We start from the raw sequence: 20,421 nt of genomic DNA on the forward strand, positions 1-20,421 counted from the left end.
GCAGAGTCTACTTACGATCCCGCTTGATCCTTGTAGCCACCGAGCAACAGTTCGACAGTCAGTTCCAGACGCTTCGCGACATCGGTCGCCGACGACCGTCGGGTCAGCCACGCGACGAGGTTCGACAGCCACACGTCGGAGACGACGCGCGCGATCTGGAGCTGCTCTTCGGAGGGGACACCGTCGCTCATCGCGCGGGCGAACAGCGAGTCCATCAGGCGACCGACCTGGTCGACCTCGGCGGCCGCGGAGGCGTCTGCGAACATGAACGCCCGGGTCATCGCCTCGGTGAGCAGCGGGTCGCGCTGCATGGCGCGGGTGATCTGTCCGAGGATCAGGTGCATGCGCTCGATCGGGCTCTCGCCGGGGGGCATCCGCCTGCGCGCGTCGATCTTCTCGAACTCGCGGGCCAGGGCCGAGACGAGCAGGTGCACCTTCGACGGGAAGTACCGGTACAGGGTGCCGACGGCGACGTCGGCGCGTTCTGCGACTGCCCGCATCTGAACGGCTTCGTACCCGCCCTTGGACGCGAGCGCGAGCGTAGCGTCGAGGATGCGCTTGCGACGTTCGCGCTGGGCGTTGGAGCTCAGGTCGTCGTCCGTCAGGGTGGAGACGGCGCCGTTCGTCCCGGCCTTCGCAGCCGGACGCGTGCGGGGGGAGGAGGTCATCAACAACTTCCTTGAAATCGCTAGGGGAGCTATGTACGGGCCCGGTCTTGACTGAGAGCCGACTAAGAGATTAGAACACGTTCTAGACGGTTTTGTCAGTACTGAGAAGGGCGACCAGGCTTGTGACGATAGCCACGACAGACGAGCAGCGAGCAGTGCAGGAATCGATTCGGTCCTGGGCGCGCTCCGCGAACCCGGTCGAGACGTTGCGTCAGGGACCGGCCGATTCGTGGCGGACGCACTGGGATGCGCTCGCCGAACTCGGCGTGTTCATGGTCGCCCAGTCCGAGGAAGTGGGCGGTGCGGACGGTGAGGTCGTCGACCTCGCCGCCATGCTCGAGGCCACCGCGGGAGCCCTGGCCTCCGGCCCTGTTCTCTCCACGGCGCTGGCCTCGCTCGTGGTCGGTCGCAGTGGCGAACCCGCCGCCAAGCAGTGGGGGCCGGAACTCGCCGAGGGTGCCCTTCCGGTCGGTGTCGCGCTCGGCGGCAATGTGACGGCGACCGTCGAGGCCGACGGGTCGCTGGTGCTCGGCGGGGCGGCCGGGTACGCGCTCGGCGCCGCACCCGACCTCGGTGTCCTGCTGTCCGCGACGCGCGGCGACGACGTCGTGTGGTGCCTGGTCGAGGCCGGTGCGGCGGGGCTGACGGTCGACGCTGCGCAGAACGTCGACGTCACCGTTCCGCTGGCGACGGTGACCTGCGACGGCGTGCGGGTGTCGGGCGACCGCGTGCTGACCGACGTGCCGGCGGGCCGGGTCCGCGACCTCGCCGCCACCCTGGTTGCGGCGGAGGCCGCGGGCGTCGCAGGCTGGTGTCTGACCACCGCTGTCGAGTACGCGAAGATCCGCGAGCAGTTCGGCAAGCCGATCGGGTCGTTCCAGGCAATCAAGCACCTGTGCTCCGAAATGCTGTGCCGCACCGAGCAGATCCGTGCCGTGGCGTGGGACGCCGCCGTCGCGGCCGAGACGGGCGAGGAGCTGCCGATCGCGGCGGCCGTTGCCGCGGCCGTCGCGCTGGACGCGGCCGTCGACACGGCGAAGGACTGCATCCAGGTGCTCGGCGGCATCGGCTTCACCTGGGAGCACGACGCTCACTTCTACCTTCGCCGCATGATCTCGCTGCGCCAGCTACTCGGCGGCGGCGCCGCGTGGCGCGCCCGGGTCGCCGAACTCACCCGCGGCGGTGCCCGCAGGCATCTCACCGTCGACCTCGGCGACCTGGAGTCGCAGCGCGAGGGCGTCCGCGCGGACATCGAGGCGATCGCGGCACTGCCCGAGGCGGAGCGGCGTGTCGCGTTCGCCGAGTCCGGTTACCTGGCCCCGCACTGGCCCGCGCCGTACGGCAAGTCCGCGAAGGCTGCGGAGCAGATCCTGTTCGGCGAGGAGCAGTCCCGGGCTGGACTCGAGACCCCGAACCTGGTGATCGGCTGGTGGGCGGTGCCGACCATCCTCCAGCACGGCACGGCCGAGCAGATCGAGCGGTTTGCGATGCCGACCCTGCGTGGCGACCTGATCTGGTGCCAGCTGTTCTCCGAGCCGGGCGCCGGGTCCGACCTCGCCGCCCTGCGCACCACGGCCGACAAGGTCGACGGCGGCTGGAAGCTCAACGGGCAGAAGGTGTGGACGTCGCTCGCCCGTGAGGCGGACTGGGCGATCTGCCTGGCCCGCACCGACAAGGACGCACCCAAGCACAAGGGCATCACCTACTTCGTCGTCGACATGCGCAGCGCCGGGATCCGGGTGTCCCCACTGCGTGAGATCACCGGCGACGAGCTGTTCAACGAGGTGTTCCTCGACGACGTGTTCGTGCCCGACGACTGCGTCGTCGGTCAGGTGAACGGCGGCTGGAAGCTCGCCCGGACCACGCTCGCCAACGAGCGGGTCGCGATGAGTGGCGGATCGTCGCTCGGCAAGGCGATGGAGGACCTGCTCGAACTCTCGGCCCGCGGCGGCATCGACCCCGTCATCGAGGACCGGATCGGCTTCCTCGTCGGTGACGCGATGGTCGGCTCACTGCTCGAGCACCGCACCACCCTGCGGCAGATCGACGGGCAGGATCCCGGACCGGAGTCGAGTGTGCGGAAGCTGGTCGGTGTGCGGCATCGGCAGGCCGTCGCCGAGTTCGGACTCGAATGCGCGGGCATCGTGGGCGCGGTCGAGGGTCCGCTGGCCAAGCAGTTCCTCAACACGCGCTGCCTGACGATCGCGGGCGGTACCGAGCAGATCCTGCTCACGGTTGCCGCGGAGCAGCTCCTCGGGTTGCCGCGTTCCTGAGGCCTGAACCGGTTCGCCGGGTCCGCCACTGGCCGGACCTCGGTGAACCTGATACAACTTGGAACACGTTCTAACTCGTAGGCGGGATGTTCAGCGTGGATTTCTCTCTCGATCAGACTCAGGAAACGGTGGCGGAGATCGTCGTCGGGCTGCTTGCCCGCGAGGCCTCCGACCCCGCCGATCCCAGTGGCGTCAACCCGGCGCTGTGGGAGGCGATGGCGAAGGCAGACCTGCTTTCGCTCGCGCTTCCCGAGCGCCTCGGCGGTGCGGACCTCGGGCTGCCCGAGGTCGCGACCGTGCTCACCGAGGTCGGCCGCGGCGCCGCCCCGGTGCCTGCGCTCGCGACCCTCGGCTTCGGCCTGCTGCCGGTGCTCGCACTCGGCACCCCCGAGCAGCAGGACGCGCTGCTCGGTGAGGTCGGCACCGGACGGGTGCTGACCGCGGCCCTGTGCGAACCCGGCGCGGCGTTCCCGGCCACGCCCGCGACCACCGCGGTCGCGGACGGCGACGGCGTCGTCGTCACCGGGCTCAAGGTGGCGGTGCCGTTCGCGGACACCGCGTACCGGATCCTCGTTCCGACGGACGCCGGTGTCGTGCTCGTCGACCCGACCGCGGACGGCGTCACCCTTGCACCCATCTCGACGTCCTCGCGTGGACCCGAGTTCTCGGTGCGCCTCGACGGTGTCCGGGTGCCCGCGGCCGAGGTTCTCGGCGGCGACAACCAGGTGCTGTACCGGATCGCGTTGGCCGCGATCGGCGCTTACGCGGACGGACTGCTCGCCGGGGCGACCACGCTCACGGCCGAGCACCTGCGTACCCGCGAACAGTTCGGCAAGCCGCTGGCGACGTTCCAGGCCGTCGCGCAGCAGATCGCCGACGCGTACGTCACCTCCCGGACCCTGCACGTCGCGGCGCTCGCGTCGGTGTGGCGGGTGTCCGAGGGGCTCGATGCCGACAGTGCGATCGAACTCGGTTCCGCCGACGGCGATCTCGAGGTGTTGTCCTACTGGCTCGCCGCCGAGGTGCCCGCCGCGATGCGGACCCTGCACCACCTGCACGGTGGTCTCGGTGTCGACGTGACCTACCCGATGCACCGCTACTTCTCCATTGCCAAAGACCTGGCCCGCCTCGTCGGCGGAGCCTCGTCCCGACTCGACCTCGTGGGGGCCCGGTGTTCATCGATCTGACACCGCAGCAGCGTGAGCTGCAGGCGGAACTGCGCCGATACTTCGCCAACCTGATCTCGCCGGAGGAGGCCGAGGTCATGCTCACCGAGCGGCACGGTCCCACCTACCGCGAGGTGATCCGCCGGATGGGCAAGGACGGCTGGCTCGGTGTGGGCTGGCCGACCGAGTTCGGTGGCCGCGGCTTCGGCGAGATCGAACAGCAGATCTTCGTCAACGAGGCCGTCCGCGCGGACGTCCCGCTGCCGTCGGTGACGTTGCAGACCGTCGGCCCGACCCTGCAGACGTACGGCACCGAGGAACAGAAGCAGAAGTTCCTGCCCGCGATCCTGGCCGGCGAGGTGCACTTCGCGATCGGCTACTCCGAGCCCGACGCCGGAACCGATCTCGCGGCGCTGCGCACGACGGCCGTCCGCGACGGTGACCACTACGTCGTCAACGGCCAGAAGATCTTCACCACCGGCGGCCACGACGCGGACTACATCTGGCTCGCGGTGCGCACCGGTGACGCGGACTCGCGCCACCGCGGCATCTCGATCCTGATCGTGGACACCAAGGATCCCGGTTTCACGTGGACCCCGATCATCACCGCAGACGGTGCGCACCACGTCAACGCCACGTACTACTCCGACGTCCGGGTGCCCGCGAGCATGCTGGTCGGCGAGGAGAACAAGGGCTGGAAGCTCATCACCACCCAGCTCAACCACGAGCGCGTCATGCTCGGACCGGCCGGCCGTGTCGCCGGGCTGTACGAGAAGGTGCACGAGTGGGCGGCCAAGCGCGATCTGCTGTCCGAACCGGACGTACAGCGCGGGCTCGGCGAGATCCACGCCACCTACCGGCTCAACGAGCTGCTGAACTGGCAGGTCGCCGCCGCGACCGGTGACGTCGACGTCGCCGACGCGTCGGCCACGAAGGTCTTCGCCACCGAACGCATCCAGCGGGTCGGACGCATCGCGGACGAGATCGTCGGCGCGCACGGCGATCCCGGCGATCCCGAGACCGCGAAGCTGATGCGCTGGCTCGACGTGCAGATCAAGCGCAACGTCGTGATCACGTTCGGCGGTGGCGTCAACGAGGTCATGCGTGAGCTGATCGCGATGGCCGGGCTCGGACTGCCGAAGGTGCCCCGATGACCGTGACGGAGAACCCTGTGAGCGAGAAGGAAGCCTCGATCCTGGCTGCGGCGCAGCGGGTTCGGGACGGCGGCGCCAGCAAGGCCCGTGCAGGACGCGATCCGATCAACATGCCGATGATCCGCAACTGGGTCGAGGCGATCGGCGACGAGAACCCCATCTACGTCGACGAGGACGCCGCGGTCGCTGCTGGCCACGGCGGCATCGTCGCCCCGCCCGCGATGGCGCAGGTGTGGACGATGCGTGGTCTCGGTGCCGTCCGCGAGGAGGACGATCCGCTCGGCCGGATGACCGAGATCCTCGACGAGGCCGGGTACACCTCGGTCGTCGCGACGAACTGCGATCAGACCTACCACCGGTACCTGCGTCCCGGCGAAGAGGTGACGATCGAGTCCGTCCTCGAAGACGTTGTGGGACCGAAGAAGACGGGCCTCGGTGAGGGCTGGTTCTTCACCACTCGCAACTTCTGGAAGGTCGGTGACGAGGTCGTCGCCGAGATGCTGTTCCGCATCCTGAAGTTCGCACCGCCCGCCAAGGCGGAGGCCGCGCCGGCGCGCGAGGCCTCGTCGAGCCTCGGCGAGTCGCTCGACGACCTCGACCCGACCCGGATGCTGCGTCCGTCCGTTTCGCGGGACACCGAGTTCTTCTGGGAGGGTGTGGCCGCGCACGAGCTGCGCATCCAGCAGCGTCCCGACGGATCGCTCCAGCACCCGCCGGTGCCCGCGATCTGGAAGGACAAGACCGAGCGCACCGACTACGTCGTCGCATCCGGGCTCGGCACCGTGTTCAGCTTCGTCGTGCACCACGCCCCGAAGGTGCCCGGACGTTCGCTGCCGTTCGTCGTCGCGCTCGTCGAACTCGACGAGGGTGTGCGCATGCTGGGCGAGCTGCGCGGCGTCGACCCTGCCGACGTGACCATCGGAAGCCGTGTCCAGGTCGAGTTCCTCGACCTGCCCGGTGACGACGAGACCGATCAGAAGCCGTGGACGCTGTACGCGTGGCGTCCCGCGAAGGAGCAGTGATGAGCTCGACCCTGCAGGTGAACGTGGGGGAGACCCTGCCCACCCTGTCCATTCACGGCGACCCGACCTTCATCGTGTCGACGGCGTTGGCCACCAGGGACTTCCAGGACGTCCACCACGACCGGGACAAGGCGCAGCAGCGCGGGTCGAAGGACATCTTCGTCAACATCCTCACCGACACCGGCCTCGTGCAGCGGTACGTCACGGACTGGGCCGGCCCGCGCGCGGTGATCAGGTCGATCAAGCTGCGCCTCGGTGTGCCCTGGTATGCCTACGACACCCTGACGTTGACCGGCACCGTCGCCTCCGTCGAGGACGGACTCGTCACCCTCGACATCGTCGGCAAGGACAGCCTCGGCGACCACATCAAGTCGACGGTCACCCTCGTGATGGACGGAGCGGACGCATGAGCGACGCACTCTCGGGCAAGGCCGCGATCGTCGGCATCGGTGCGACCGACTTCTCCAAGGACTCCGGTCGCAGCGAACTGCGTCTCGCCGCGGAGGCGGTGCAGGCCGCACTCGACGATGCGGGTCTGAAGCCGTCCGACGTGGACGGGCTGACGTCGTTCACGATGGACACGAACACCGAAGTGGCCGTGGCCCGTTCGGTCGGCATCCCGAACCTGAAGTTCTTCTCCCGCATCCACTACGGCGGCGGCGCGGCCTGCGCGACGATCCAGCAGGCGGCGATGGCCGTGGCCACCGGCGTTGCGGACGTCGTGGTCGCGTACCGCGCGTTCAACGAGCGTTCGGGAATGCGCTTCGGGCAGGTCAATTCGGCTCTCGTGCAGCAGGTGAACTCGTCGGGTACCGACAACGCCTTCTCCTACCCGCACGGCCTGTCGACCCCGGCGTCGTTCGTCGCGATGATCGCGCAGCGGTACATGCACGTGTACGGCGCGACCAGCGCGGACTTCGGTGCCGTCGCGGTTGCCGACCGCAAGCATGCGGCGACCAACCCGAACGCGTTCTTCTACGGCAAGCCGATCACCATCGAGGACCACCAGAACTCGCGGTACATCGCCGAACCGCTGCACCTGCTGGACTGCTGCCAGGAGACCGACGGCGGCATCGCCATTGTCGTGACCTCCCCGGAACGTGCCAAGGACCTGCCGAACACGCCCGCGATCATTGCGGCCGCGGCGCAGGGCAGCGGGGCGGACCAGTACATCATGACCAGCTACTACCGGGACGGCCTGAGCGGTCTGCCGGAGATGGGACTGGTCGGGGACCAGCTGTGGGCGCAGTCGGGTCTGCGGCCGCAGGACATGCAGACCGCGGTCCTGTACGACCACTTCACCCCCTACGTGCTGATGCAGCTCGAGGAGCTCGGGTTCTGCGGTCGCGGCGAGGCGAAGGATTTCATCGCCGACGGCGCAATCGAACTCGGCGGCAGACTGCCGCTGAACACCCACGGCGGCCAGCTCGGCGAGGGCTACATCCACGGCATGAACGGCATCGCCGAGGGCGTGCGCCAGATCCGCGGTACCTCCGTGAACCAGGTGCCGGACGTGCAGAACGTGCTCGTCACCGCGGGTACCGGCGTCCCGACATCGGGCCTGGTGCTCACGGCGTAGGAACCTTCGGCGCTCGTGCGCGTTTTACGGGTCGAGGGCCCCGTAAACCGTGCACGGGCGCCGTTGTCGTCTACTGGACGTCGAGACGCTCGAACGCGGCGACGGCAGCGACGAGAAGGACGGCCGCGATGCCGATCAGGATCGCGGCCCAGGCCACGGACAGCCCGTCGGTGAGCTGGTTGTCGCCGACGGCGTAGAAGAACGGTGACACGAACCGGAACGGGTGCAGCCAGTTCACCACCGGTGCCAGCGAATTGAGCAGGTAGGTGGCGGCCGCGACGGCTGCGGTGATGCTGACAGCGGAGCCTCGGCTTCCGGTGAGGGCGCCGAGCGTCATCGCCAACGCGCCGAACACGACGCCGAGCAGGACGACGCCGACGGTGGTGCCCACGAGGGCACCGAATCCGACGGTCAGTTCGAACCACCTGCCTGCAAGGGAACACAATCCGGTCACCACACACACGGGGATCGCGAGAAGCGCCATCACCGCGAACTTCTGCACCACGATCGAGCGCCGGGTCACCGGTTCCGTGGCGACCAGACCGAGTGTGCCGTCCTCGTTCTGGCCGGCCAGGCACGACGCGCCGTAGCCGATCGTCACCAGCAGCACCACCAGTGGCAGGAAGTTGCTGTAGATGTTCGCGTTCAACCATCCGGCGGGTGAGGTGAGCGACCCGCTGATCCCGAACAGTGCGGCCATGGTCTCGCTGCTCGACGCGAAGTCGTCGAGGCCGGAGTCGTCCTTGAACGTCGGGTAGAGGGCGATGACGACGAGGGCGTAGACCCCCATCCCGAACGCGTACCAGATCAGCGACTTCCGGCGCAGCAGCAGGTCGATGGCCGCTATCTCGGAGTGGACCCCGCGGAACGACCCTGGGACGGTGCGCATCGTCAGTCTCCGCTCTGCTCGTCACGGTAGAAGCCGAGAAACAGTTCGTCGAGGTCGGCGCGACGGGCCGAGACATCGACGGCACCGAGGTTTCCCGCGACCGTGAGTAGTTCCGACACCGCGCCGGTCACCGACAGCGTCACCCGTCCGTCGTCGATCCCGCGCACCTCGACTCCGGGCAACTGCTGGAACTCGGCGGCGGTCACGGGGTGGTTGAACCGGAACTCGACGGTGCGGGGCGCGGTGCGGCGCAGGCCCTCGACGGTGTCGGTGACGACGATCCTGCCCTCCTTGATGATGGCGACCCGATGCGCGAGTTCCTGTACCTCCTCCAGATCGTGTGAGGACAGGAGGACGGTGCGACCGTCGTCGACGGTTTCGCGGATCAGGCGCGCGAACTCGTTCTGCATCAGCGGATCCAGGCCCGAGGTCGGTTCGTCGAGCACCAACAGTTCGGGTCGGTGCATGAAGGCCAGGACGAGTCCGATCTTCTGCCGATTTCCCTTCGACAGGGCGCGCACCGGTTGGTCGAGTTGCGCCCCGAAACGCCGTACCAACTCGTCGCGGTAGCCGACGTCCGTCAGGTCGCGGATCCGGGCGATCCGCTCCAGGTGCTGCGCGCCGGTCAGTTTCGGGTGCAGTGCCAGCTCGCCGGGCAGGTATCCCACGCGGCGGAGGATGGGAACACTTTCGTGGGTGGGGTCGTGGTCGAAGACCCGCATCCGACCGGACGTCGGTCGGTACAGGCCGAGCAGCAGGCGGATGGTGGTCGACTTACCCGCCCCGTTCGGACCGAGGAATCCGAACACCTCGCCGGGGGCGATGGTGAACGAAACGTCGGCGATGCCCCGCCGTTCACCGAATCGGCGGGTCAGTCGGTCGACGTCGACGATAGGAGCCGTCTGCGGCCGCGTCATTTCCGGGGCCGCGTCATCGCTGGGGCCATTGTCCGAATATAGGGCGGCTCCGCCGCATGTGCGCGGTGTCGGCGGTCAGGACCGCCGACACCGCGCACATGTGCGACGCACCTAGCTGTTGTCGGCCGCCCACTGGGCCACCCGCTGGGCGCTCTCGGTTTCGGACAGGTCCTCGACGCGGGTCATGATCGACCAGCGGATACCGAACGGGTCGCGGATGGACGCGTACCGGTCGCCGGAGACGAAGGTGCTCAGCGGCTCGCGGACGGTTGCGCCCGCCCGTTCGGCGCGCGCGACGACCTCGTCGGCGTTCGGGCAGTACAGACCCATCGAATAGCAGTCGGTGCCGCCGGTCGGCGCCGCGACGAGCCCATATTCGGGGTTGGGTTCCCCGAGTTGGAGCCGGCCCTGGCCGAAGTCGAGGTCGGCGTGGACGACGATGCCGCCCATCTCGGTGACGTCGACGACGCGTGCGCCGAAGACGGTGCGGTAGAACTCGATTGCCTCCCGCGCGTTCGGAACGGCCAGGAACGGGGTGAGGCTGGTGTAGCCGTGGGGTGTGCCGTCGGTGGTGTGGGCGCCGGTCACGCCGGTCGCGATGCTGTTGGTCATGCACTCGACGCTAGGGGCGCGGTGTCGGTGGCGGCTTGTAGATTCGCGACATGCGGGGGCCTGTGCGACATGGATGAGATCGACGGTCGGGGCGTGCTGTACCCGGCTCGGCTTCCCACGTTTCACAGGGAACCGGCGCCTCGGGCGCTGGCGGGTCTCGTCCGCTGGTTCTGGATTCCCGAGTGGCACCTCGCGCCGGGGCGGTCGTCCCGCCAGGAGGTGTTGGCGTTCCCCGCGTCGAACCTGACGGTCGAGCAGGCTCAGGTGACGCTGACCGGGCCGACCACCCGTCGGTCGCACCGTGATCTCCACGGCCGTGGGTGGGCGGTCGGTGCGCTGCTCCGCCCGGCGGGGATCGCGTCGCTGGGAATCGATCCGCGGAGCATCCGCGACCGCGAGAGCGCCTTCGACGCACCGGGACTGATCCACGATGTGACGGCGGCGATGACGATCACCGACGCCGCGGCGCGTCGGACGCGCGCCGCCGCGGAGTACGCCGCGTGGATCGCCGACCGCCTCGATCCACCCGATGCCGACGGAGACCTCGCCAACGCGATGGAGGACGTCATCGCCACCGACCGGTCGGTGATCCGGGTCGAGGACGTGGCACGACGACTCGGACTGTCCGTGCGCGGGGTTCAGCGCCTCGCGCAGAGGTACGTGGGCGTTCCGCCGCTCGCGATGATCCGTCGCTACCGACTGCAGGAAGCGGCGCAGGCGCTGCGGGAGGATCCGGACGTCACCATCGGGCAGGTCGCCGCCGAACTGGGATACGCCGACCAGGCGCACCTGTGCTCGGACTTTCGCGCGGTACTCGGCTTCACCCCGAGCACCTACCGGCGGGGCGCGGCCCCGGGCGACGGTTCGGAAACTCCGTCCGGCTGATCCGGGGCGGTGCGGCGGTAGGTGATCGCCCAGCCGAACAGTGCCGCCAGCGGGAACATCATCACGCCGTACACCGCGGCGGGCACCGCGATCCGGGTGCTGTCGAGCAGGCTGATCGCGATGGTGATGGCCAGCGTGCTGTTGTGGATTCCGATTTCCATCGAGCAGGCGATGGACTGCCGATACGTCACGCCGAGTCCGCGCGGAACCAGGAACCCGATGCTCAGGCTCAGCACGCAGAACAGGAACACCACCACGCCGATGTCGGCGAGATATCCGCCCACATTCTCTCGCTCGGCGACGACCGTGCCGACGATCACCAGCGCCAGCACCACGGCGGAGCCCACCCGGACCGGGCGATCCATCCGATCCGCGAACGCGGGCCGGATTCGGCGCACCCACACGCCGAGCGCGACCGGGATCAGGACGATCGCGAAAATCTGTACGACCTTCGCGAACTGCAGGCCCAGATTCGCACCCTCGGGCGGATCGAAGTACCCGAGAGCGAAATTGGTGATCAGCGGCAGCGTCACCACCGCGATCACCGAATTGACCGCCGTCAGCGACACGTTGAGTGCGACATCGCCCCGGAACAGGTGGGAGAACAGGTTCGCCGTCGTGCCGCCGGGGGAGGCGGCGAGCAGCATCATGCCCACGGCGAGCAGCGCCGGTAGGTCGAACAGCAGGACCAGTCCGAACGCGATCGCAGGCAGCACGATCAACTGGCACACCAGCGCGATGCCGACGGCCTTCGGGTGTCGTGCGACCCGGGCGAAGTCGGAGACGGTGAGGGAGAGCCCGAGGCCGAACATGATGATCGCCAGGGCTATCGGGAGGGCGGTGGTGGAGAGTGCGGAATCCATACTTGCCCCGTCGTTCGGTCGGGTGGGTCACGGCCGGATCCAACCTAACGAGCCCACGGCCATTGCGCGGACGAATCGGGCAATCCCGACGCCGGTACCGGTGGCCGGGAGTTCGACCCCGTGTGCCGGGGCAACGGGGTAGAGATGGCCCCGAATCACGAGGCGAGGAGACGAACATGGGTGAATTCGACGGCAGGGTCGCACTGATCACGGGTGGCGCTCGCGGGCAGGGACGGGCGCATGCGGTGGCATTCGCCGAGGGTGGCGCGGACGTCGTGATCTGCGATCGGTGCGAGGACAGCGACGTGGTGTTCTACCCGCTCGCCTCTGAGGACGATCTCGCCGAGACGGCCCGGCTGGTGGAGGCGGCCGGTCGTCGCTGCATCGCGGTCAAGGCCGACACCGCGGACCGGGCAGCGATGGATGCGCTGGTTGCGCGCGCCGAATCGGAGTTCGGCCGCATCGACGTCGCGGTCGCCAACGCCGGAGTCTCGATCGCCGCGCCCGTCCAGTCGATGACGTCGGCGCAGTGGAACGAGGCGATCGCCAGCAACCTGACCGGTGTTTTCAACACGGTCGGGGCCGTCGCACCCGGAATGATCGAGCGCGGGTACGGCCGGATCGTGACGATCTCGTCGATGCTCGGCCGGGCGGGCAGCACCAACATGGCTGCCTACTCCGCATCGAAGTGGGGTGTGATCGGGCTGACGAAGAGCTCGGCGCTCGACCTCGCGAAGCACGGCATCACCGTCAATGCCATTGCTCCGGGAAACATCTCGACACCGATGATCCACAACGACGCCCTGTACTCGATGATGCGTCCCGACCTGGAGAAGCCGACCGCCGACGACGTCGCGCCCGTTTTCGCGTCGCTGCACGCGCAGCCGGTCCCGTGGCTCGAGGCCGAGGAGATCACCCGCGCCGTGCTGTTCTTCGCTGCCGAAGCCGGTGCTCACATCAGCGGAACCGTCCTGCCGATCGACGCGGGCAACGCGGCACGCGTGACGGGCTAGGAACGCCGAAGGTCCGGCACCCGTGCAGGGTGCCGGACCTTCGGACGAATTCCGCGGGGGCCGCACGAGCGACCGCGCCGTGGAAAAGGCTACGGCAGAAGCTGATCCATGAAGGAGTTGCTGTAGACCTTGTGCGGGTCGAACTCGTTGAACGCCGCGACCGCGGTGTCCCAGTTGTCGCCCCCGGGGAGGCCGTCACGGTAGCTCTGCGGCAGTGCGCCACTGATGATGGCGCCGTCGGTGTACGGCAGTTCGGGGCCGAACGCCCAGCCCTTCGACCACTCGGGACGGAAGGTGTAGGCGTCGCCGGTGTAGTGCGAGCGCATCCACTGCTCCATCTCGCGGTAGAACGCGAACATGCCCGGCGTGCCGGGGACGCCGAGGACGTTGAGCCAGATGGCGGTGTCCCACTCCGGGTGGTCCGGGCGGGGACGCATCGCGGAGATGGTCGGAGCGCCTGCCGTCGGAACCTTCACGTCCGCCTGCTGGTCCAGGCCGCAGCAACGGATCTCGACGGGACCGTTGAGCGGGTACTGGCCCTTGGACTTGTAGAACTCGATGCGCTCGTTGAACCACACGGCGAAGTCGTGGATGACCTGGCCGATGTTCTCGCGGCTGGTGATGACGGCGCCGCCGCCTTCGGTCAGGCGCAGGGTGGTGGCCTTGATGTAGAACTGGATGTCCTTCGACCAACCCCAGATGTCGGTTGCGTTCGTCGCGGCGAGGCCGGCGACCGTCGTCGTGTACATCGTCTTACCGAACAGGGGCGCGATACCCGGTGCGCCGCTGTTCATCTGTCCGAGCAGGTCGGTGACGGCCTCGGGCAGGTTGTCGGAGAACGGGTAGTTGTACGGACCGGTGACCTCCTTGGAGCCTGCCGGCTTGGTCGGCGCCACCGACCACACCTTGAGCCACGGCTTCTCCGTGAAGGGGTACCAGATCGCCTCGACGCCACCGTTGGCCTTGACGTAGCTCTCGAAGGTGCGGCCGGAGGCGCCCTTCGGTGCGAACATGTCCTGCCACGGGATGTCGGTGTAGCTCTGGCAGCGCATCCGGAAGTTCGGACCTGCCTGCATGGTCACCGACGTGATGAAGGTGCGGCCGAGGTTGGTGAGCAGCGGCTTGATCTTCGGGTCGTTGCGCGAGAAGCTGCGCTCGGCGTACGCGGTGCCGTTCCACACCACCGCGGTCAGCGAGGTGATGAGGTTCGACAGCGAACCGTAGGTGTGTCCGGGCTGCGTGGACTGGCCGTCCGCGGGCAGGGCCGCGCCGTGCGCGTCGACGGCGAGGCATCCGGCGATGGTCAGGACGCCGGGTGCGGGCAGGTTCGCCCAGCCGAGGCCCTTGTCCTGCAGCGCGGTGGTGATCGCGTCGAGGGTGGCGCCCGGGCCGGCGGTGACGGTGGCGGGGGAGCCTGCGCCGTTGACCACGACACCGTTGAGGTGCACGGTCGTGTCGACGAGGATGACCTTGTCGACGGACGCGCCGTTGACGACCGTCAGCGGGGTCCACCCGTGCATCGCGCCACGCGGACGCAGCGTGTATCCAGCCGAGTGCGCCCAGTTGGTGAGGCGGACAACGTCACCCGAGTTCTTCGGGGTGGCGGTCCAGACGGAGTCCAGCATGATCTCCTTGGACCAGTTCTGGTACGCCTGCTGGGCGAGATCGATGTCGGTGGGGAAGTCCGGCGGTGCGGGCAGGGTGGGCCCGCCTGCAGATCCCGAGTCGAGCGAGCCGGCTGCGCGGAGCGGAAGCGCGTGGACGGGCGTCCAGCCGCCCATCGCGGTCACGGCAACCGCGCCCGCGCCTGCGGTGAGGAATCCCCGCCGGGAGAAGCCGGAGGAGTTCTCGGTTTTCGACATTGTGTCTCCAGAAATGGTGAAAGGGGGTAATTCCGATGGAGCGCTTTCGCGCGCAGATTTCAGGAGCTTAGGCGGTCGTCGGACTCGCGTCAGCCCGTTTGCATAGTTGTCGTTCCGGTGGGTGACATGCGAGATCGCATGTCGCCCAGACTCGGTCAGATATGCGTTCACCCACGCCGGTAGGCGTGGGTGAACGCATATCTGACCGGAGGGGCGGCCGGATTCACCGGCCGCCCTGCCGCTCATGCCAGGGTGAGGACGACGTCCGCCAGTGCGGGGGAATTCTCCCGCGCCGGAACCGAAGCGGAGATCAGCAGACGCCCCGCCTCTTCCCAGATCCGGACGAGGAGCGTCTCCCCGGGGTACACGACACCGGCGAACCGAGCCTTGTAACCCTTGACCCGGGTGGCGTCCGCATCGAGCGCGGTGTCGACGGCGGCCTTGCAGACGATGCCGTAGGTGCACAGCCCGTGCAGGATCGGTGCCGGAAACCCAGCACCGGCAGCGAATTCCGGATCCGAGTGCAGCGGGTTGCGGTCGCCGCACATGCGGTACAGGAGTGCCTGCTGGGGCAGCGTGGGCACCTCGACCTCGTGGTCGGGGGCGCGGTCCGGCAGGGCCACGGCCTCCGACGGGCCACGCTCGCCACCGAAGCCGCCTTCGCCACGGGCGAAGATCGACGACCGTGAGGTCCACAGCGGATTGCCTTCGGCGTCGGTGGTCACCGACTCCTGCACGACCACGGCCGCCTTGCCCTTGTCCCAGACCTCGGCGATCCGGGTCGTCGTCCGGCCGGTGCCTTCCGCCGGAATCGGCTGGTGCACGGTCACTTCCTGGCTGCCGTGCACCACCTTTGCCAGGTCGATCTCGACACCCGGGAACGACACCTTGGGTGCCTCCGTGGCGTGGATGTTGGCCACGACGGTGGCGAAGGTGGGCAGCACCTGGGGCTTGGCGTCGTCGAGGTAGCGGAGCTCGCTCGAGTCGAGCGGGCGGGCACCTGCGCCGATGCCGAGGTGGTAGAGCTGAACGTCCGAGGCTGTCCAGGTGAAGTCCTGGACCGGCAGTTCGGCTCCGATCGCGATCGAGGGATCGATGGGCACGGTCGGTTCCTTGTCAGTTCGAAGTGGCGGCGGCGGAATCGGATTCGGTGGCCTTGGCGCGCTTGGCAATGTCGAGCACGGCGAGGTAGCCGAACGTGATCGCGGGTCCGATGGTGGCGCCGGGCCCGGCATAGGTGTGGCCCATGACCGGTGCGCTGGTGTTGCCTGCCGCGTAGAGGTTCTCGATCGTCGTGCCGTCCTCGCGAAGGACGCGGCCGTTGACGTCGGTGACGAGACCGCCCTTGGTGCCGAGGTCGCCGGGGACGATCTTGGCCGCGTAGAACGGGCCCTGCACGAGTCCGGCGAGGCACGGGTTCGGCTTGACGGTCGGGTCGCCGTAGTACTTGTCGTAGGCGCTGTCGCCTCGGTGGAAGTCCTCGTCGACGCCGGTCGCGGCGAATCCGTTGAAACGCTCCACGGTCGCGGCGAGGTTCGACTCGGGCACACCGAGTTTCGCGGCCAGGTCGGCCAGCGTCGGCGCGCTGACGATGTTGTCGTTCTCCATCCAGCGGGACGGAATCTTCTGACCCGGCTGGAGGGCGGCGAACATGTAGTTGTTGCGGTACCGCTGGTCGAAGACGAGCCATGCCGGGATGTTCTCGCCCGGACCCTCGCCCTCGCCGTAGGTGCCGCCGTACATCGTGTGCACGGCCTCGACGTACGGTGCCGACTCGTTGCCGAACCGCTTGCCTTCGGCGTTGACGATGATGCAGCCGGGCAGGTTGCGCTCGGCCAGGCAGAACCACGGCTTGCCGCTCTTGAAGATCGTCGGGCCCCACCAGGCGTCGGCCATGACGTCCAGGGCGCCGCCGAGGTCGCGGCCCGCGATGATGCCGTCGCCGGTGTTGGCGGGAGCGCCGGTCGTCCACTCGGTCGTGATGGGCTGGCGCTGGTACTGCGCACGCATCTCGGCGTTGTGCTCGAAGCCGCCCGTGCCGAGCACGACGCCGTGGCGGGCGATGTACTCGACCTCTTCGCCGTTGTGCGTCGCACGCACACCGATCACGCGGTCGTTCTCGACGACCAGGCCGGTGAGCGGAGTGTTGAGCAGAACGGGAACGTTCGCGTCCTGCAGGCCCTTGCGGATGGCGGCGGCGAGCGCCTGGCCCATGCCGAGCAGGTGCTTGCCGGTGACGCGCGCCCAGGTGGCGCGGATGCCGACGCGCAGCGCCCGCGTCATGCCGACGGTGGGCTTGCGCTTGAGCAGGTTCAGCTTCACGAAGTCCGCCTGGGTGACGACGAAGTTCAGTGGTGCCTTGCTGTACGGCGGCTCGAGATTGAAGCGCTCGGCGCCGAGGGACTTGGCGTTGAACGGGGCCGGTTCGCAGGAGCGTCCCGACGACAGGCCTCCGGGGGCCTCGGGGTAGTAGTCCGAGTAGCCCGGAACCCACTTCATCTTCAGCGGGCTGTGGTCGAGGACGAAGTCGAACGCCTCGGCGCCGCGGTCGATGTAGGTGTCGATCTTCTCCTTCGGCGCCGCGGTGCCGATGATCGAGTGCAGGTACTTGCGTGCCTCCTCGCGGTCGTCCGGTCGGCCCGCAGCGAGAAGCGCCTTGTTGCCGGGGATCCAGACGCCACCACCCGAGCGGGCGGTGGAGCCGCCGTAGTGGGCGGCCTTCTCAAGGAGGACCACGCTCAGGCCCTGGTGGGCGGCGGTGAGGGCGGCTGTCATGCCGGCTGCGCCACTGCCGACGACGACGATGTCGTATTCCTGCTTGCTCATGTAGAACACGTTATAGAATGACCCCCGGCTAGGTCCATGCTTTCTGCCAGGAAGTATCGCCCGGTGCTGGTAAACCCTTCGACTCGAACGGAAACACGTTCACCGAACACGGAAGGTGGTGCGCGGTGGCCTGGGATCTGTCCGCGGACGTAGTGGTCATCGGTATGGGTGTGGCGGGGGCATCCGCTGCGATCGAAGCGCTGGACGCCGGTGCGGACGTCGTCGCCGTCGACCGGTTCGGCGGCGGCGGAACGAGCACCATCTCCGGCGGAATCTTCTATGCGGGCGGCGGCACCGCGGTCCAGACCGAAGCAGGCGTCACCGACACCGTCGACGCCATGTACGCGTATCTCTCCCGAGAGGTGGGGGACGCGGTTCGCCCCGACACGTTGCGGCGATTCTGCGAGAGCAGCCCCGCCACCGTCGACTGGTTGATGGACAACGGGGTGCCGTTCGAGGGCTCACTGTGCCCCTACAAGACGTCCTACCCCACGGATCGGCACTACCTGTACTTTTCGGGCAGCGAAGCGGCGGGCGGGTTCCGCGACGTGGCGCCGCCCGCGCCGCGCGGCCACCGGGCGAAGGGGCGCGGGACGTCCGGGAAGATGCTGTATCGGCCGTTGATCGAATCCGCGCTGGACAAGGGCCTGCGGTTGGAACGCCAAACCCGTGCGGTTCGGCTTATCACGGACGACAATGGGGACGTGGTCGGCGTGGAGTGCCTGAGCCTTCGCGACGCACCCGCCCGGGTGCGCGCCCGGCATGCCCGACTCGCCTCGATCTCCGCGAAACCCGGCATCTACTACCCGCCGCTGCGCCGGGCGCTCGACAGGGTCGTCAACCGGATCGAGGCCCGCTACGCGAAGCCGCTGCGCATCGAGGCGCGTGGGGGCGTGATCCTCAGCGCGGGCGGATTCATCGGAAACCGGGACATGGTGGCCACGCACGCGCCGCGTTATCTCGCCGGTCTACCCCTCGGGACCTCGGCCGACGACGGAAGCGGCATCGCGATGGGAGCCGAGGCGGGCGGCGCGACCGACAAGCTCTCCCACATCTCGGCGTGGCGGTTCATCGTTCCGCCCAGCGCCTTCCTCGGTTCCGTGCTGGTCGACCGGCACGGCAACCGCATCGTCGACGAGTCGCGCTACGGCGCCGCGCTCGGCCACGCGATGATCGCCGAGGGTGACGGCCACGGCTGGCTGGTGGCCGATGCCGCACTCGTCGAGCAGGCCCGGTCCCAGCTCGGCAGCCAGACCAACTGGTTCCAGCGGATCCAATCCGAAACCATGATGCGGCTCGACGGCACCACTGCGGCCACCCTCGAGAAGGCCGCGACCGCCGTCGGAATCGACCCCGATGGGCTGGCCGCCACCGTCGCCGCCCACAACGCCGCGATCGCGGACGGTGAGCCCGACCCGATGGGCAAGCCCGACGACTTCCGGCGGCCGCTGACCTCGGGGCCCTACTCCGTGTTCGATGTCTCCCTGAAGAAGAGTCTGACCAATCCACTGCCGATGATCACCCTCGGCGGCCTCGTCGTGGACGAGGACACCGGCGGGGTCCTCGACCGGGCGGGTGCGCCCGTCACGGGGCTCTACGCGGCCGGTCGTACCGCGGTCGGGATCTGCTCGAACTCCTACGTCAGTGGACTCTCACTCGCGGACGCGGTGTTCTCCGGGCGACGGGCCGCCGCGCACGCCGCGGACCGAAGTCGGTCGCCGATCACCGAGCCGGCCACGGAGCGGCCGGCCTAGCAACGGAGGACGCCATGACACCGTCGGGAACGTCGCACGCCAAGGCACGCGTCGCGGTCGTCGGGTCAGGCAACATCGGGACCGACCTGCTGTACAAGCTGCAGCGGTCGGAGTGGCTCGAGCCGCGCTGGATGATCGGGATCGACCCCGACAGCGAGGGTCTGGCCCGTGCCCGCGCGATGGGACTCGAGACCTTCGCGGACGGCGTCGACCGGCTGCTCACGCAGGCGGAGAAGCCGGACCTGGTGTTCGAGGCGACCTCCGCCCGCGTCCACCTCGACGCGGCGCCGAAGTACGCGGCCGCGGGAATCCGCGCGATCGACCTGACGCCGGCCGCGGTCGGTCCCGCCGTGGTACCGACGGCCAACCTCCGCGAACATCTCGACGCGCCGAACGTCAACATGATCACGTGCGGCGGCCAGGCCACCATCCCGATCGTGCACGCGGTCTCGCGCGTCGTCGACGTCCCGTACGCCGAGATCGTCGCATCCGTCGCATCGGTGTCCGCCGGACCGGGCACCCGCGCCAACATCGACGAGTTCACCAAGACCACCAGTCGCGGCGTCGAAGTGATCGGCGGCGCCGTTCGGGGCAAGGCGATCATCATCCTCAACCCGGCCGACCCCCCGATGATCATGCGCGACACCATCTTCTGTGCGATCCCGGACGGTGCCGACCAGGCCGCGATCACCGATTCGATTCACCACACGGTCGCCGACGTACAGGGGTACGTACCCGGCTACCGACTGCTCAACGAACCCCAGTTCGACGAGCCGAGTGTCGTGTCCGGCGGTCACGCCACCGTCACCACGTTCGTCGAAGTCGAGGGCGCGGGTGACTTCCTGCCGCCGTACGCGGGCAACCTCGACATCATGACCGCGGCGGCAACCGCAGTGGGCGAGGAGATCGCCCGCACACTCCTGAGCGTGGAGGCGTGA

Annotated in this window: 18 protein-coding genes; 10 read left to right on the forward strand and 8 right to left on the reverse strand. The window is 68.6% G+C overall.

Annotation, left to right across the window (positions count from 1 at the left end; translation table 11 throughout):
• Positions 1 to 11: 11 nt before the first annotated feature.
• Positions 12 to 668 carry a cholesterol catabolism transcriptional regulator KstR gene (kstR, locus tag RHCRD62_RS05135; RefSeq protein WP_050063618.1) on the reverse strand — a complete coding sequence of 219 codons (657 nt, stop codon included), beginning with the start codon at positions 666 to 668 and terminating at the stop codon, positions 12 to 14.
• Between the two features lie 122 nt (positions 669 to 790).
• Between kstR and RHCRD62_RS05140 the strand changes: the two genes are divergently transcribed.
• The 6 genes from RHCRD62_RS05140 to RHCRD62_RS05165 all read left to right on the forward strand — a co-directional run bounded on the left by RHCRD62_RS05140 (position 791) and on the right by RHCRD62_RS05165 (position 7,862).
• Positions 791 to 2,941 carry an acyl-CoA dehydrogenase family protein gene (locus RHCRD62_RS05140; protein ID WP_050063619.1) on the forward strand — a complete coding sequence of 717 codons (2,151 nt, stop codon included), beginning with the start codon at positions 791 to 793 and terminating at the stop codon, positions 2,939 to 2,941.
• A gap of 95 nt (positions 2,942 to 3,036) precedes the next feature.
• On the forward strand, positions 3,037 to 4,128 hold the full coding sequence (locus RHCRD62_RS05145) for an acyl-CoA dehydrogenase family protein (protein WP_050063701.1): 1,092 nt from the start codon (positions 3,037 to 3,039) through the stop codon (positions 4,126 to 4,128).
• Positions 4,113 to 5,261 (forward strand): acyl-CoA dehydrogenase family protein, encoded by a 1,149-nt coding sequence (locus RHCRD62_RS05150; RefSeq protein WP_050063620.1) that lies wholly within the window; start codon positions 4,113 to 4,115, stop codon positions 5,259 to 5,261. Before RHCRD62_RS05145 ends, RHCRD62_RS05150 begins: the two co-directional genes overlap by 16 nt.
• On the forward strand, positions 5,258 to 6,283 hold the full coding sequence (locus tag RHCRD62_RS05155; RefSeq protein WP_050063621.1) for a bifunctional MaoC family dehydratase N-terminal/OB-fold nucleic acid binding domain-containing protein: 1,026 nt from the start codon (positions 5,258 to 5,260) through the stop codon (positions 6,281 to 6,283). Before RHCRD62_RS05150 ends, RHCRD62_RS05155 begins: the two co-directional genes overlap by 4 nt.
• On the forward strand, positions 6,283 to 6,693 hold the full coding sequence (locus RHCRD62_RS05160) for a MaoC family dehydratase (RefSeq protein WP_050063622.1): 411 nt from the start codon (positions 6,283 to 6,285) through the stop codon (positions 6,691 to 6,693). The genes RHCRD62_RS05155 and RHCRD62_RS05160 overlap by 1 nt, the downstream gene beginning before the upstream one ends.
• Entirely contained in the window at positions 6,690 to 7,862 is a 1,173-nt protein-coding gene (locus RHCRD62_RS05165; protein WP_050063623.1) for a lipid-transfer protein, read from the forward strand. Before RHCRD62_RS05160 ends, RHCRD62_RS05165 begins: the two co-directional genes overlap by 4 nt.
• 70 nt (positions 7,863 to 7,932) lie before the next feature.
• On the opposite strand, the gene RHCRD62_RS05170 is transcribed toward RHCRD62_RS05165, so the two are convergent.
• The 3 genes from RHCRD62_RS05170 to RHCRD62_RS05180 form a co-directional block, all read right to left on the reverse strand.
• Positions 7,933 to 8,751, reverse strand: coding sequence for an ABC transporter permease subunit (locus tag RHCRD62_RS05170; RefSeq protein ID WP_050063624.1), 819 nt, complete (start codon positions 8,749 to 8,751; stop codon positions 7,933 to 7,935).
• A gap of 2 nt (positions 8,752 to 8,753) precedes the next feature.
• Positions 8,754 to 9,668, reverse strand: coding sequence for an ABC transporter ATP-binding protein (locus tag RHCRD62_RS05175; protein ID WP_050063625.1), 915 nt, complete (start codon positions 9,666 to 9,668; stop codon positions 8,754 to 8,756).
• Between the two features lie 111 nt (positions 9,669 to 9,779).
• A complete protein-coding gene (locus RHCRD62_RS05180) occupies positions 9,780 to 10,280 on the reverse strand; it encodes a VOC family protein (protein WP_050063626.1) in 501 nt (166 codons plus the stop codon).
• A 69-nt stretch (positions 10,281 to 10,349) separates the two neighbouring features.
• Here RHCRD62_RS05180 and RHCRD62_RS05185 point away from each other — a divergent pair, with 69 nt between their 5' ends.
• Complete coding sequence (locus tag RHCRD62_RS05185) at positions 10,350 to 11,165, forward strand: helix-turn-helix transcriptional regulator (protein ID WP_050063627.1); 816 nt, start codon at positions 10,350 to 10,352, stop codon at positions 11,163 to 11,165.
• Here RHCRD62_RS05185 and RHCRD62_RS05190 read toward each other — a convergent pair.
• Positions 11,114 to 12,028, reverse strand: a complete 915-nt coding sequence (locus RHCRD62_RS05190) for a bile acid:sodium symporter family protein (RefSeq protein ID WP_050063628.1) — start codon at positions 12,026 to 12,028, stop codon at positions 11,114 to 11,116. The genes RHCRD62_RS05185 and RHCRD62_RS05190 overlap by 52 nt on opposite strands.
• Before the next feature lie 176 nt (positions 12,029 to 12,204).
• Here RHCRD62_RS05190 and RHCRD62_RS05195 point away from each other — a divergent pair, with 176 nt between their 5' ends.
• A complete protein-coding gene (locus tag RHCRD62_RS05195) occupies positions 12,205 to 13,041 on the forward strand; it encodes a mycofactocin-coupled SDR family oxidoreductase (RefSeq protein WP_050063629.1) in 837 nt (278 codons plus the stop codon).
• 89 nt (positions 13,042 to 13,130) lie between these two features.
• On the opposite strand, the gene RHCRD62_RS05200 is transcribed toward RHCRD62_RS05195, so the two are convergent.
• The 3 genes from RHCRD62_RS05200 to kstD form a co-directional block, all read right to left on the reverse strand.
• Positions 13,131 to 14,903: a cholesterol oxidase substrate-binding domain-containing protein gene (locus tag RHCRD62_RS05200; RefSeq protein ID WP_050063630.1), complete on the reverse strand. Its 1,773-nt coding sequence runs from the start codon at positions 14,901 to 14,903 to the stop codon at positions 13,131 to 13,133.
• A gap of 242 nt (positions 14,904 to 15,145) precedes the next feature.
• On the reverse strand, positions 15,146 to 16,006 hold the full coding sequence (locus RHCRD62_RS05205) for a MaoC/PaaZ C-terminal domain-containing protein (RefSeq protein ID WP_050063631.1): 861 nt from the start codon (positions 16,004 to 16,006) through the stop codon (positions 15,146 to 15,148).
• 13 nt (positions 16,007 to 16,019) lie between these two features.
• Positions 16,020 to 17,729, reverse strand: a complete 1,710-nt coding sequence (gene kstD / locus RHCRD62_RS05210) for a 3-oxosteroid 1-dehydrogenase (protein ID WP_084734099.1) — start codon at positions 17,727 to 17,729, stop codon at positions 16,020 to 16,022.
• Positions 17,730 to 17,854: 125 nt separating this feature from the next.
• Here kstD and RHCRD62_RS05215 point away from each other — a divergent pair, with 125 nt between their 5' ends.
• Positions 17,855 to 19,483, forward strand: coding sequence for an FAD-binding protein (locus RHCRD62_RS05215; RefSeq protein WP_084734092.1), 1,629 nt, complete (start codon positions 17,855 to 17,857; stop codon positions 19,481 to 19,483).
• A gap of 14 nt (positions 19,484 to 19,497) precedes the next feature.
• Positions 19,498 to 20,421, forward strand: coding sequence for an acetaldehyde dehydrogenase (acetylating) (locus tag RHCRD62_RS05220; RefSeq protein WP_050063633.1), 924 nt, complete (start codon positions 19,498 to 19,500; stop codon positions 20,419 to 20,421).

The organism is Rhodococcus sp. RD6.2, assembly GCF_001040705.1.
Taxonomy (GTDB): Bacteria; Actinomycetota; Actinomycetes; order Mycobacteriales; family Mycobacteriaceae; genus Rhodococcus_G.